Genomic DNA, 13,203 nt, shown 5'->3' on the forward strand with positions numbered 1-13,203 from the left:
GCGGTTCAGGCGCGCGTAAGCCTGAACCGCCTAGGCGCATTGCGTATCAGGGCGATTGGTGGCCGCTCGTGTTGAAACAGGAGGGAGCGTAATGGCTCACATTTCTCGTTTCGGGGCGCTGGCCGGGCTTATCGCCGCCGCTTCGATGGCATCCACCCCCGCATTCGCCGCCGACCTGCCCGACGGGCTTGTCATCCAGCCGGCCGATGCGAGCGCGGTGTTCGCCGATTTCGATTCCACCACCTATGACGCCGACACCGATATCGCCCAGCGCCATCGCGGCTGGGGCTGGCGACGCGGCTGGCGGCGGCATCGCCGCGGCGTGCGCGCGGGCGATGTGCTCGCGGGCGTGCTGATCCTCGGCGGGATCGCTGCAGTGGCGAGCGCCGCCAACGACAACCGCCGCCGCGAGCGCGACGTCGTGATCGTCGATCGCGATCGCGACTACGATTACGATCGCCGCGACGATCGTCGCTATGACAGGCGCGACGACCGGCGCGGGTCGGGTGCGAGCGGGCTCGACAGTGCGGTTTCGCAATGCCTCGACCGGATCGAGCGCGATGTCCGCGTCGACAGCGTCGACAGCGTCGATCGCACCGGCGAAGGCTGGCTGGTGACCGGATCGCTGTTCAACGGAACGGGCTTCGCCTGCCGGATCGGCAACGATGGGCGGATCGCCGACATCGATTACGGCGGCCTCGCCGATCGCGGCGAGTTCGACGAGAGCGGTCTCGCGGAATTCGAAGCCGAAGGGCAGCTTGACGACAGCACTTATCGCGCCGCGCGCGGTTCGGTCGCGGCCGAGCCGACCCGCCGCATTGCGCGGGCGGAAATCCCTGCCGACGCTGCGCCGGCCTATCCGGGCGGGCTCGCGCCGGGGCAGACCATTCCCGAAACCGCGGACAAGATCGACGGCGATCTCGACGACTGACTAGTTCGGGGGCGAAGTCGGCGCGGGGTTATGGTCTTCCCCGCGCCGCCTTTCCCCGTAATGGGGTAATCCCAATTGCCAGTGGATGGCCGCGCCGCGCAGCGCGAACCCGGCGGCGAAGCCCGCTCCCCACACAATCCCGTTCGACAGGCCCAGCATCGGTGCGGCCAGCATCCCGGCGACCGTCAGCGACGCGCTGAGCGCGGCGGCGGTGACGTAGAGTTCGGGCTGCATGATGATCGAAGGCCGCCCGGCGACAACATCGCGGATGATGCCGCCGACGCAGCCGGTAATGATACCCATCAGCGCCGCCGGAACGGGCGGCACGCCATAGGCCATGGCCTTTGCCGTGCCGAGCACCGCATAAGCGGCGAGGCCGATGCCGTCGGCATAGTCGAACAGCCTGCCCTGCCACAGGCGCACCGGGGTGAACCAGGCGATCAGCGCGGTGCCCAGGCACACCGGCGCGACCCAGCCATCGGTCATCCAGAATACCGGCGCACCGATCAGCAGATCGCGCACCGTCCCGCCGCCGACGCCGGTGACCAGCGCGAAGAACGCCATCGTCACGAAGGTTTGCCGCTCGCGCGCCGCCACGACAGCACCCGACAGCGCGAAGATCGCGATGCCGACGATATCGAGCCAGTCGAGGATCGGGGTGAGGACTTCCCCGTTCATGCGTCGGCCGTGACGCGCGCCTTGCGGCGCCGGAACATCAGGATGAGGCCCATCAGCGCGCCCGTGAGTCCGAGCGCGGCGAACACGATCAGGATCGGGTGACTGGTGTCCTCGCGTTCGGAAAAGTCCATGATGTGCAGGCCCCACATCACATCGAACCACCGCCACCAGCGCGTGCGCACCGCCTCGATCTCGCCGGTGTCGCGCCCGATATAGACGTTGGTTCCATCTTCGAGCGCGACCTGCCACACCGCCATCGGGCGGCGGAAATCGAACGGCACCGCGCTCGCATCGAACAGGGTGACGCTGCGCACCGCATCGCCGCCGACGATCCGCGCGGCCGCAATCGCCCGCGCCGCCTCGGCATCGAGCGGGGCGATCGGATCGCCGCTCGCCATGTCGACCCGGCTGGTCATCCCGTCGAGCGTGGTGAGGATCGCCACCGCGCGGCCATCCTGCATCGTCACCCGCATCTCCTTGAGCCGGGCCTCGTCGCTGGCAATCTCGCTGCCGGGGATGATGAGCGCCTGCTCCGGCGTTTCCACCCTCAGGTGGTTGCCGCGCACCTCCTCGATCGGCCTGGCGACCATGAACAGGCCGCTTGCCAGCCACATCACGATCGGCACGCCGACCAGCCAGCCGAGCCAGATGTGCCATTTGGCGAGACGTTGCATCAGGGGTTTTGCAGCCATGGATCGCCCATGGGACAGGCCGGTCAGCCGTGCAAGATGTTCCCGATCTGGCGCGCCGCTTCGATGCAGTCGAGATCGGCCCAGCGCGGTCCGATCACCTGCAGGCCGCACGGCAGCGTGACGCCCTCGGTGGTGCCCTCGCCGATCGGCAGCACGGTGGAGGGGAGGTTGGGGAAAGTCGCCAGCCCGGACCACGCGAGACCGCTGCCGGCCGGCACGTCCTCGCCGTTGATCCGCAAGGTCGAATTGAACACCGGCCCGTCGTGATGCGGCACCGCCAGCACCGGAGCGGGCGGAGCGAGCACGAAATCGTAACGCTCGAACACCTGCGTCCAGGCGAATTCGACCACCGATTGCGCATCGAGCAGGTCGAACCAGTCGCTCGCCGTCGCGCGCTTGCCATTGGGCGCAGGCGCCCCGCGCGCCATCACCACGTTGAGCATCTTGAGATAATCGTCCTGCTGCCGCGCAAGGTCGGGCAGCAGGTCGGTTGCATACTCGATCGCAATCCCGGCGGCCTCAAGCGTGGCGAGTGCAGCTTTCGTCGGCTCGGCCACTCCGACATCGAGCGTGCTCGAAGGGTGTTCGACGATCGCCAGCAACCGGCATCTCGACAGCGGCTTGTCATGGTGGCGCAGCGGCACGGTCGCACCGATTTCGGTCAGGACCGCAAGATCCTCGGCATTGCGCGCCAGCGGCCCGGCGATCGACAGCGCGCTGTCATGCGCAGCGACAAAGCCATTCTGCCGCGCCATCTGCGGGTGATCGTGCCCGCGCTTGCTGACCAGGCCCCAGCTGGTCTTGTGACCCCACACCCCGCAGAAATGCGCGGGCACGCGCACCGATCCGCCGATATCGGTGCCGTATTCGCACGGCACCATGCCGCTCGCGACCGCAGCCGCGCTGCCGCCCGAGGAGCCGCCGGGCGAGCGATCGAGATTGTGCGGGTTCTTGGTCCGGCCATAGACCGGGTTGAAGCTCTGCCAGTCGCTGAGATCGACGGGAACGTTGGTCTTGCCGACGATCACCGCGCCTGCCGCCTTCAACCGGCGGACCAGATCGGAATCGCGCGGCGCGATGTAACCGGTCAGCCGCTCGTGCCCCCAGCACGATTGCAGCCCTTCGATATCGAAGCTTTCCTTGATCGTCATCGGCACGCCGAACAGCGGCTGGTCGTCGCCAGGCCCGGCCGCGTCGAGCGCCTTGGCCGCAGCATAGGCGCGCTCGAAATCGGGCACCGCCAACGCATCGATATCGGCATCGCGCTGCTCGATCCGCACGATCGCGGCATCGACAGCCTCGACCACGCTGATCTTGCCTGCACGGATCGCGGCGGCGGTGGCGAGCGCACCCGGCTTGTCGGTCAGTTGCGGATAGGCCATCGGCGTCGCGTCTCCCATTGTCGCGCAGGCGCGCTCACATCAGCGCGGCGCAAAGCGAATCCGCGCCACCCCGTTCGCCGATACCGGAAGGAACAGCCCTTCGCCATAGGCGGCGAGCGTGCCCGTAGAAACGGTGTCGAGCTTGGTCGCTATGGCAAAATCGCCCAGCTGCTTTTGTGCGAGGGCGGCTTCGACCTTCTTGATCAGGTCGCTGTAATCCTTTTCGAAATTCTGTGTCAGCGCCTCTTCGATCGCATCGGAGAAATCCTGCGTCTTGGCGATCTCCAGCAGGATATTGGTCGTGAACCGGCTGGTTTCCGCCTGATATTCGGGATCGAGGAATTCGACCGTGCGCGAATCCGGTGCGTTCGATGGGCGCGCGGTCAGCCATACCGTGCCGCTCGCCGGATCGTCGCGCTCGCCCGGTTTCCACGCCTTGAACTCGACCCCCAGCGCCACCCGGTTGTCGCTCGTGCCATAGGCGGTGACCGAGCGGAATTCGACCATCCGCTCGCCCAGCCTGGGCAAGGGGAAGGGCCGCTTGGCGCGTTTCGTGAGCGCCTTTTGGACCACCTTTTCGAGCTCGGAATATTGTGCGACCACGGGCATGGTCAGGGCGAGACCCGAAGACGAGGCAAGATTGCGCGCCATCCGGGGAAGGGGGGCAGCGTCCGGCGCATCGGGTTCGTCGCCCACGAAAATCTCAGTCTTCGCCGCCAGTCTTACCCTCACCGACACCGCGTTGCGCGAAGCGGAATAGCCGTCATAGCCCAGCGCTTCGGGCGTTAGCCGCAGCCACACAGGCGGGTTCTCGCGGTTGAGCGACAGCACGGTAAAGCCGCGCTGCCACAGCGGCGCGATTTCGCTGCGCAAATCGAGCCGGGCGATCTCGGCCTGAAGCGTCCGCTCCAGCCTTGCCACCACCGTCTTCAGGCGCTCGTCGGCCTTGTCGGCGAAGGTGATCTTCTGCCCGAGCAGCGTGACGGTCGGCGGGCTGGTCCAGTCGTAACGGATGTCGACCGTGCCCCCGACGCCCCAGTCGCGCGTGACTGAAAGGCGCACGGCGGCGGTGACGTTGGCATTCGCGGTCGCGGTCTTGCGCTCGATGATCCCGCCGATATCGCTGGCGGTGACTTCGGCGCGGATCGGCATGGTCACGAACAGGTCGCGACCCCGGCCCGACAGCGCGAGATTGCCGCGCGTGACCGTGCCCTTGAGGTCGCAGCGGATCGGCGGAGACTTGAGCGCGATCCCGATTACCTCGGTGCGCTGCGGCGGGATGCATTCGACGCCGCTCTGGTCGATCGACCACAACCGCCGCGGCACTTCGCGCTCGAGCGCGCGCCGCAGGGTGGCAAGGCTGACATCGATGTCGGCGGCGAAGGTCGATTGACCCTCGGGCACAGTGATCGGTTCGCTCGAACGCGGCGGGGGTTGAACTTCGGACCCGAACGAACAGGCTGTGAGCGCGAAGACAAGCGCCAGCGCGATCGCTCGAAACCCCGAATGTGTCGCCATCCTTTGCCCCCTTTGGCGCGAGTGTAGCGCGTCAAAGCGATGCGAAAAAGCGGTCTTCGGCCTTGTAGTCGAACAGGTCCCACGGATAGGCGGCGAGCTGCGGGAAGGCGGTTCGCCAGTCGGAGGGGTTGAGGTCGCGGAGCCAGCGAACGGTGTCTTCTGCTTCCACATCGAATTGTATACGGGCCAGCTGCCCTGCTTTGGCAGCCTTTGATCCATCGACAAGGAAAGGCCGGGGAACCGCCCACGGTGCTCGGCCGACATTGTCGACCGGTGGACCGGCGATCGGCACGAAGTCGACCGGCCTATCGAGCAGTTCTGCAATGCTTCGCCCGATCTCGACGACGGTCGGGGACGTGGCGTCGGCGAGATTGAAGATTCCCGCCAGGTCCCGCTCCGCCACTGCAACGACGAAATCGCCGATCAGGTCGGCATTTGTGGTGTGGAATTGCGACGCCCCTTCGAATGCCAGCGGAATCTGCGTCCGTCCGTCGAGCAAGCGCTTGACGAACCACCATTCGCGCGGATGGCGGCTGTACGGACCGTAGATCGCGCAGGGGCGCAAGATCGTGACGCGATCGCCGAACAGTTCGAGCGCCCGAAGCTCCATTCGCCGCTTGCGCGTGGAGTAGGTCCCGGAACCGGGTTCGACGGTCGACTGGCTTTCGGAAATGGGGCCGTCGAATTCGGGGAAACCGTGCTGCGCCGCTTCGTCGAGCGTGCGTCCCTTGTGGTCGCAATAGACGCTGGCAGACGACACGACGATCAGACGACCGACCCGGTCGGGATCGTAGCGGTCGATATCCTCGGCATCGAAGGCGATCGTGTCGAACACTATTTCCGCCTCGGGAGCGGCGTCCTGTCCTGCTTCGTAGGGTTTGAAGTGATGCTCGAAGCCGGTGAGCCAATCGGGCCGCGATCTCGCCAATACGCTCGCTTCGTGCCCCATGTCGCCGAGGCAGTACCACGCTCCGTAGCCGATCTGGCCCGCTCCGATAATCGCAACCGAACGGGCCATTTCGTTACCTCCGCTCGATCACATATGGATCGGCTTGCCCTGCACCGCCATCGCCGCTTCCTTGAAGGCTTCGGCGTGGGTCGGGTGGGCGTGGCAGGTGTAGGCGATGTCTTCCGACGTGGCGCCGAACTCCATTGCCTGAGCGGCCTGTGCGATCATCGTGCCCGCGAGGCTGTTGATCATCCAAACCCCGACCACCCGGTCGGTTGCGGCATCGGCGATCACCTTGACGAAGCCGTCGGTGTCGCGGTTTGCCTTGGCGCGGCTGTTGGCCATCATCGGGAACTTGCCGACCCTGATCGCTTTCTTGTCGCCGCCCGCTTTCTCGATCGCCTGCTCTTCGGTCAGGCCGACGCCCGAGATTTCGGGATAGGTGTAGACGACATTCGGGATCACATCGTGGTTCACGATGCCGGTCTGTCCGGCGATGTTCTCCGCCACCGCGATGCCTTCGTCTTCGGCCTTGTGCGCGAGCATCGGGCCGGGAACCACGTCGCCGATCGCCCACACGCCGTCGACCTTGGTGCGGAAATCGTGGTCGATCTCGATCTGGCCGCGATTGTTGACCTGCAGCCCGGCCTTGTCGAGCGCGAGCCCGTCGGTGTTCGGTCGTCGCCCGATCGAGACCAGCACATGGCTGGCTTCGAGTTTCTGCTCGTCGCCGCCGGCCGATTTCTCGATGGTCAGCGTCACCTTCTTCCCCTTGACGGTGGCACCGGTGACCTTGTGGCCGAGCATCAGCTCCATGCCCTGCTTCTTGAACAGCTTGCCCGCTTCCTTGCGCACTTCACCGTCCATGCCGGGGAGCAACTGGTCGAGGAATTCGACCACGGTGACCTTCGCGCCGAGGCGACGCCAGACGCTGCCGAGCTCGAGCCCGATCACGCCGCCGCCGATCACCACGAGGTGCTCGGGCACTTCGGACAGCTCGAGCGCGCCGGTGCTGTCGACGATGCGCTGCTTGTCGTTGTCGACCTCGACGCCGGGCAGGGGAGTGACGCTGGAACCGGTGGCGATGACGATGTCCTTCGCCGTGTGCGTCGCGTCGCCGACCTTGACCGTGTGCGCATCCTCGAACGCGGCGTGGCCCTTGAGCCAGGTGACCTTGTTCTTCTTGAACAGGAATTCGATTCCGCCGGTCAGCTCGCCCACTGCCTTGGTCTTCTCTTCCATCATCCGGCCGAGGTCGAGTTTTGGCTTGGCGGTGATTCCCCAGGTGGCGAAGTGGCCGCCTTCGGCTTCTTCGAACAGTTCGGACCCGTGGAGCAGCGCCTTGGAGGGAATGCACCCGACATTGAGGCAGGTGCCGCCCAGCGTCTCGCGGCTCTCGACGCACGCGGTCTTCAGCCCCAGCTGCGCCGCGCGGATCGCCGCGACATAGCCGCCGGGCCCGGCACCGATGATGAGGACGTCGTAGTCGTATTCAGCCATGGGGGTCTCGTTCCTTTAAAGGTCGATCAGCATCCGGGTCGGATCTTCGATCGCTTCCTTGATGATCTTGAGCGCGGTGACGGCTTCGCGCCCGTCGATCAGGCGGTGGTCGTAGCTTAGCGCCAGATACATCATCGGGCGGATCACGACTTCGCCGTTCACCGCGACCGGGCGGTCTTCGATCCGGTGCAGGCCGAGCACTGCGCTTTGCGGCGGGTTGATGATCGGGGTCGACATCAGCGATCCGAACACGCCGCCGTTCGAGATCGTGAAAGTACCGCCGGTCATGTCTTCCATGGTCAGCGTGCCTTCCTTGGCGCGCGCGCCGAAGTCGGCGATGTCCTTTTCAATCTGCGCGAAGCCTTTCTTGTCGGCGTCGCGGATGACGGGCACGACGAGGCCGTTGGGCGCGCTGACCGCGACCGAGATATCGACGTAGTCGTGATAGACAATTTCGTCGCCCTCGATGTAGGCGTTGACGCTCGGCACGTCCTTGAGCGCAAGGCACGCGGCCTTGGCGAAAAAGCCCATGAAGCCGAGGCGGATGTCGTGCTTCTTGGCGAACATGTCCTTGTACTTGGCGCGCGCCTCCATGACCGCGCTCATGTCGCAATCGTTGAAGGTGGTGAGCAGCGCGGCGTCGTCCTGTGCGCCTTTGAGGCGGCGGGCGATGGTCTGGCGCATGCGGGTCATCTTGACGCGCTCTTCGTTGCGGCCAGCGCCGGTTGCGGCGGGTGCCGCAGCCGGAGTGGGCGCGGGTACGGGGGCAGGAGCCGGATCGCCCTTGGCCTTGGCGGCGGCGAGCACATCCTCCTTTGTCAGGCGGCCATCCTTGCCGGTGCCCTTGATGGTCGACGGATCGACCCCGTGTTCGAGCACCGCGCGGCGCACGGCGGGCGAAAGCGTCTGCGCCGCAGCCGTGAGTTCCTCCGAGGGTGCTTCCTTGGCAGCGGGTGCAGGCGAGGGTGCGGGAGAGGGCGCGGGCGTTTCCGCCTTGGCGGCGGGCTTCGCGTCCGCCGTCGCGCCTTCCTCGATCACCGCGATCACCGCGCCGACCTCGACCGTGTCGCCGACCGCCGCGCGGTGTTCGGACAGCACGCCCGCAACCGGCGAAGGCACGTCGACCGCAACCTTGTCGGTCTCGAGGCTCGCGATCGGTTCATCGGCGGCGACCGCGTCGCCCGGCTGCTTGAGCCATTCGCCGATCGTGCCTTCGGTAACCGACTCACCCAGAGCCGGGACTGTGATTTCGGTGGCCATCAATTCGTACCCCAGTGAGAAACAACATCCATTCGATCGATGCGAAGTCGAGAACCGTTCGCGCTGACGTGTCTCGACTTCGCGCGACACGAACGGCGATGATCGGTCTTCATGTCTTCAGCCCCAGCGCTTCGGCGACCAGTCGTTCCTGCTGTTCGACATGGCGCTTCGCGAGGCCGGTTGCGGGCGAGGCGCCGACATCGCGCCCGGCATAGCGGGGCCGCATGCCCTTGTGCCCGGCCTCGGTCAGGGTGTCCTCGATCAGGTTCTGGACGAAGAACCACGAACCGTTGTTCTTCGGCTCTTCCTGGCACCACACGACTTCCTTGAGGTTCGTCATCCGTTTCATGCGCACCGCCAGCGGCTCGCCGGGGAACGGATAAAGCTGCTCGATCCGGACGATCGACACGTCCTTGAGCTTCGCTTCGTCGCGCTTCTCCATCAGGTCGTAGGCGACCTTGCCGCTGCACAGCACCAGACGCTTTACCTTGGCGTCGTCGATTTCGGTGAGGTCCGACTTGATCCGCATGAAGTGGTGCTCGCCGAGGAACTCTTCCTTCGGACTCTTCGCCAGCGGGTGCCGCAGCAGCGACTTGGGAGTCATGATCACCAGCGGCTTGCGGAACGGGCGCAGCATCTGGCGACGCAGCACGTGGAAGTAGTTCGCCGGGGTGGTGATGTTGCACACCTGGATATTGTCGTTGGCGCACAGCTGCAGGAACCGTTCGAGTCGCGCCGAGCTGTGTTCCGGGCCCTGGCCTTCGTAGCCGTGCGGCAGCAGCATGACGAGCCCGTTGGCGCGCAGCCACTTGGCCTCGCCCGAAGCGATGAACTGGTCGATCATGATCTGCGCGCCATTGGCGAAGTCGCCGAACTGCGCCTCCCACAGCACCAGCGTCTTGGGATCGGCCATCGCGAAACCGTATTCGAAGCCGAGCACGCCGTATTCGGACAGCGTGCTGTCATAGACCTCGAACTTGCCGTGCGGCAGCGTGGTGAGCGGGATGTATTTGCGTTCGTCGCGCTGGTCGATCCACACCGCGTGGCGCTGCGAGAAGGTGCCACGGCCCGAATCCTGCCCGGACAGGCGCACGCCGTACCCTTCCATCACCAGGCTGCCGAACGCGAGCGCTTCGGCAGTGGCCCAGTCGAAATGCACCTCGTCGTCTTCGAACATTTCGCGCTTGGCCTTGAGCACGCGGGTGAGCGTCTTGTGGACCTCGAGATCGTCGGGAACCTCGGTCAGCACCCGGCCGAGGCTGTCGAACATCTTGGGCTCGATCGCGCTGTGCACGTTGCGCCGCGCGGTCTCCGGGTCGAACGGCTTGTTGAAGCCCGCCCAGCGTCCGCCGAACCAGTCGGCCTCGTTTGCCTTGTAGCTCTTCGCCGCCTCGAATTCCTCTTCGAGCAGCGCATTGAATTCGTCGGCGACCTGGCTGCGGTGCCCGGTTTCGATCACACCCTCTGCAATCAGCCGATCGGCGTAGATTTTCGAGACCTTGGGATGGTTGCGGATCGCGGCGTACATCAGCGGCTGGGTGAAGCTCGGCTCGTCGCCTTCGTTGTGGCCGAAGCGGCGATAGCACCACATGTCGATCACCACGTCGCGGTTGAAGGTCTGGCGGTATTCGATCGCGAGCTTGGATGCGAAGGTCACCGCTTCGGGATCGTCGCCGTTGACGTGCAGGATCGGCGCCATCACGCCCTTCGCCACGTCCGAGGGGTAGGGGGAACTGCGGGCGAAGCGCGGGCTGGTGGTAAAGCCGATCTGGTTGTTGATGATGAAGTGCAGGCACCCGCCGGTGTCATAGCCGTTGACGCCCGACAGGCTCAGGCTTTCCCACACCACGCCCTGGCCGGCGAACGCCGCGTCGCCGTGAATGAGGACGGGCAGCACCTGCTGCTTGTCGTCGAGATCGTCGCGGTTGGCCTGCTGCGCGCGCGCCTTGCCCAGCACCACCGGGTTCACCGCTTCGAGGTGCGAGGGATTGGGGACGAGGCTCATGTGCACCTCGATCCCGTCGAACGAGCGATCGGTGCTGGTGCCGAGGTGGTACTTGACGTCGCCCGAACCGCCGACATCCTCGGGGCTGGCCGAACCGCCCGAGAATTCGTGGAAGATCACTTTGTACGGCTTGGCCATCACGTTCGCGAGGACGTTGAGCCGCCCGCGGTGCGCCATGCCGTAGATGATTTCGCGTATCCCGTCCTGCCCGCCATGCTTGATGACGGCTTCGAGTGCCGGGATCATCGATTCCCCGCCATCGAGGCCGAACCGTTTGGTGCCGACGTACTTCTTGGCGAGGAATTCCTCGTACAGCTCGCCGCGCAGCACGGCCGCGAGGATCGCGGTCTTGCCTTCGGGCGTGAACTGGATGGAATCGCCGGGGCTTTCGAACTTGTCCTGCAGGAACCGCCGCTCCTCGGTGTCGGCGATGTGCATGTATTCGAGGCCGACCTTGCCGCAATACACTTCGAGCAGGCGCTGGTGCAGCTCGCCCACGGTGGTCCAGTGCAGGCCCAGCACGCCGCCGACGAACACCTCTTCGCTTTCCTTGCCCGCAAGGCCATGGAAAGCGAGCGACAGGTCGGCGGGAGCTTCGCGCTTGCCCGAAATGCCGAGCGGATCGAGATCGGCAGCCATGTGTCCGCGCACGCGGTACAGCCGCACCAGCGTCATCGCCGCGATCGAAAGGCTTGCGGCCATCTCGATCGCCATCGGGTCCATCGCCTTGCCCGCCGCCTTCGCCGCTTTCTCGACCGCGAGCCGCATCTGCGTCGGGTCGAGCGCCGTCGTCAGGTCGGCATCGGCCCCGCTGACCTGATCGAGCCACCCCGGATTGCCCCACGAAGGGCCCGGCTGCGGGCCTTCCTGGTCGTAGGCTTCGGGGACGAAAGGCTGGGCTTCTTTGTTCATGCGGGTTTCCCGAGGGGAGGAGGGGTTACGCCATTTCCTTCAGCATCGCATCGAGCGTGGTGCCGAGTTCGCTGGGGCTGGGCGAGACGCGGATACCGGCCGCTTCCATCGCTGCGATCTTGTCGTCGGCGCCGCCCTGTCCACCCGAGACGATCGCGCCCGCGTGGCCCATGCGGCGGCCCGGAGGCGCGGTGCGGCCCGCGATGAAGCCGACCATGGGCTTCTTTCGGCCCTTGGCAGCTTCCTGCTTGATGAACTCGGCGGCTTCCTCTTCGGCGCTGCCGCCGATTTCGCCGATCATGATGATGCTTTTGGTTTCGGGATCGTCGAGAAGCAGGTCGAGCACGTCGATGAAGTTGGTGCCGTTGACCGGGTCGCCGCCGATGCCGACTGCGGTGCTCTGGCCGAGGCCGACCTGCGTGGTCTGGTGCACGGCTTCATAGGTGAGCGTGCCCGAGCGCGACACGACGCCGACGCTGCCCTTCTTGAAGATCGAACCCGGCATGATGCCGATCTTGCATTCTTCCGGCGTCAGCACGCCGGGGCAGTTCGGGCCGATCAGGCGCGATTTCGAGCCGCGCAACGCGGCCTTGGCGCGGACCATGTCGAGCACCGGAATGCCTTCGGTGATGCAGATGATCAGTTGCATCTCGGCATCGATAGCCTCGCAGATCGCATCGGCGGCGAAAGGCGGGGGTACGTAGATGCACGATGCGGTGGCTCCCGTGGCTTCCTTGGCCTCGCGCACGGTGTTGAAGTTGGGCAGGCCGATATGGGTCGTGCCGCCTTTGCCCGGCGTGACACCCGCCACCATCTGCGTCCCGTAATCGAGCGCCTGCTGGGTGTGGAACGTGCCGGTATCGCCGGTCATCCCCTGGGTGATGACCTTGGTGTCTTTGTTTACGAGGATGCTCAACTCATCTCTCCAGTTTCGTCACCCCGGCGAAGGCCGGAGTCCAGTTCAACTCAAAACCAACTCGAACAGATCGTCCCAGTCGGGGTTCTTCTCTTCGATCGCGCGCAGTTTCCAAGCGCGCTTCCATTCCTTCATCTGCTTCTCGCGCTCGATGGCGGCTTCGATGGTGTCGTGGCGTTCGAACCACACCAAGGTCTTGCAGCCATACTTCTTTGTGAAGCCCTCAATCCTTCCTTCGCGGTGTTCCCAGACCCTCTTCGGCAAATCTGATGTCACACCGAGATAAATCGTTCCGTTTCGGCGGCTTGCCATGCTGTAGACAAAACCGCCCTTTTCCATCGTCCGCTACCTCAGCCGTCATTCCGGCGCAGGCCGGAATCCAGTGAAACAAGAACCGCCGGATCTGGACCCCGGCCTTCGCCGGGGTGACGGGTGTGTCTGTTTACGAGGATGGACATCA

Annotated in this window: 11 protein-coding genes; 1 reads left to right on the top strand and 10 read right to left on the bottom strand. The window is 65.4% G+C overall.

Going from position 1 to position 13,203, the window contains the following annotated elements:
* Positions 1–91: 91 nt before the first annotated feature.
* Entirely contained in the window at positions 92–931 is an 840-nt protein-coding gene (locus KDC96_RS03060) for a hypothetical protein (RefSeq protein WP_212450584.1), read from the top strand.
* Here KDC96_RS03060 and KDC96_RS03065 read toward each other — a convergent pair whose 3' ends face one another.
* The 10 genes from KDC96_RS03065 to KDC96_RS03110 all read right to left on the bottom strand — a co-directional run bounded on the left by KDC96_RS03065 (position 932) and on the right by KDC96_RS03110 (position 13,082).
* Complete coding sequence (locus tag KDC96_RS03065) at positions 932–1,609, bottom strand: trimeric intracellular cation channel family protein (RefSeq protein ID WP_212450586.1); 678 nt, start codon at positions 1,607–1,609, stop codon at positions 932–934.
* Positions 1,606–2,301: a PepSY domain-containing protein gene (locus KDC96_RS03070; protein ID WP_212450588.1), complete on the bottom strand. Its 696-nt coding sequence runs from the start codon at positions 2,299–2,301 to the stop codon at positions 1,606–1,608. Before KDC96_RS03070 ends, KDC96_RS03065 begins: the two co-directional genes overlap by 4 nt.
* A 23-nt stretch (positions 2,302–2,324) precedes the next feature.
* Positions 2,325–3,683 carry an amidase family protein gene (locus tag KDC96_RS03075; protein WP_212450590.1) on the bottom strand — a complete coding sequence of 453 codons (1,359 nt, stop codon included), beginning with the start codon at positions 3,681–3,683 and terminating at the stop codon, positions 2,325–2,327.
* A gap of 39 nt (positions 3,684–3,722) precedes the next feature.
* A complete protein-coding gene (locus tag KDC96_RS03080) occupies positions 3,723–5,201 on the bottom strand; it encodes a DUF4403 family protein (RefSeq protein ID WP_212450592.1) in 1,479 nt (492 codons plus the stop codon).
* A gap of 31 nt (positions 5,202–5,232) precedes the next feature.
* A complete protein-coding gene (locus KDC96_RS03085) occupies positions 5,233–6,219 on the bottom strand; it encodes a hypothetical protein (RefSeq protein WP_212450593.1) in 987 nt (328 codons plus the stop codon).
* A gap of 18 nt (positions 6,220–6,237) precedes the next feature.
* Positions 6,238–7,650: a dihydrolipoyl dehydrogenase gene (gene lpdA, locus KDC96_RS03090; RefSeq protein WP_212450598.1), complete on the bottom strand. Its 1,413-nt coding sequence runs from the start codon at positions 7,648–7,650 to the stop codon at positions 6,238–6,240.
* Positions 7,651–7,665: 15 nt separating this feature from the next.
* Complete coding sequence (odhB, locus tag KDC96_RS03095) at positions 7,666–8,910, bottom strand: 2-oxoglutarate dehydrogenase complex dihydrolipoyllysine-residue succinyltransferase (RefSeq protein ID WP_212450602.1); 1,245 nt, start codon at positions 8,908–8,910, stop codon at positions 7,666–7,668.
* A gap of 109 nt (positions 8,911–9,019) precedes the next feature.
* Complete coding sequence (locus KDC96_RS03100) at positions 9,020–11,827, bottom strand: 2-oxoglutarate dehydrogenase E1 component (protein WP_212450603.1); 2,808 nt, start codon at positions 11,825–11,827, stop codon at positions 9,020–9,022.
* 25 nt (positions 11,828–11,852) lie between these two features.
* Positions 11,853–12,743: a succinate--CoA ligase subunit alpha gene (sucD, locus tag KDC96_RS03105; protein ID WP_212450616.1), complete on the bottom strand. Its 891-nt coding sequence runs from the start codon at positions 12,741–12,743 to the stop codon at positions 11,853–11,855.
* 45 nt (positions 12,744–12,788) lie between these two features.
* Complete coding sequence (locus KDC96_RS03110) at positions 12,789–13,082, bottom strand: GIY-YIG nuclease family protein (protein ID WP_212450623.1); 294 nt, start codon at positions 13,080–13,082, stop codon at positions 12,789–12,791.
* Positions 13,083–13,203 lie beyond the last annotated feature (121 nt).

The sequence above is a fragment of the Erythrobacter sp. JK5 genome (genome assembly GCF_018205975.1).
Taxonomy (GTDB): Bacteria; Pseudomonadota; Alphaproteobacteria; order Sphingomonadales; family Sphingomonadaceae; genus Erythrobacter.

What these genes read in the sequence shown, in the direction of transcription:
- KDC96_RS03060 (WP_212450584.1), top strand. Translation starts at nt 92, where the DNA reads ATGGCTCACATTTCTCGTTTCGGGGCGCTGGCCGGGCTTATCGCCGCC.
- KDC96_RS03065 (WP_212450586.1), bottom strand. Translation starts at nt 1,609, where the DNA reads ATGAACGGGGAAGTCCTCACCCCGATCCTCGACTGGCTCGATATCGTC.
- KDC96_RS03070 (WP_212450588.1), bottom strand. Translation starts at nt 2,301, where the DNA reads ATGGCTGCAAAACCCCTGATGCAACGTCTCGCCAAATGGCACATCTGG.
- KDC96_RS03075 (WP_212450590.1), bottom strand. Translation starts at nt 3,683, where the DNA reads ATGGCCTATCCGCAACTGACCGACAAGCCGGGTGCGCTCGCCACCGCC.
- KDC96_RS03080 (WP_212450592.1), bottom strand. Translation starts at nt 5,201, where the DNA reads ATGGCGACACATTCGGGGTTTCGAGCGATCGCGCTGGCGCTTGTCTTC.
- KDC96_RS03085 (WP_212450593.1), bottom strand. Translation starts at nt 6,219, where the DNA reads ATGGCCCGTTCGGTTGCGATTATCGGAGCGGGCCAGATCGGCTACGGA.
- lpdA (WP_212450598.1), bottom strand. Translation starts at nt 7,650, where the DNA reads ATGGCTGAATACGACTACGACGTCCTCATCATCGGTGCCGGGCCCGGC.
- odhB (WP_212450602.1), bottom strand. Translation starts at nt 8,910, where the DNA reads ATGGCCACCGAAATCACAGTCCCGGCTCTGGGTGAGTCGGTTACCGAA.
- KDC96_RS03100 (WP_212450603.1), bottom strand. Translation starts at nt 11,827, where the DNA reads ATGAACAAAGAAGCCCAGCCTTTCGTCCCCGAAGCCTACGACCAGGAA.
- KDC96_RS03110 (WP_212450623.1), bottom strand. Translation starts at nt 13,082, where the DNA reads ATGGAAAAGGGCGGTTTTGTCTACAGCATGGCAAGCCGCCGAAACGGA.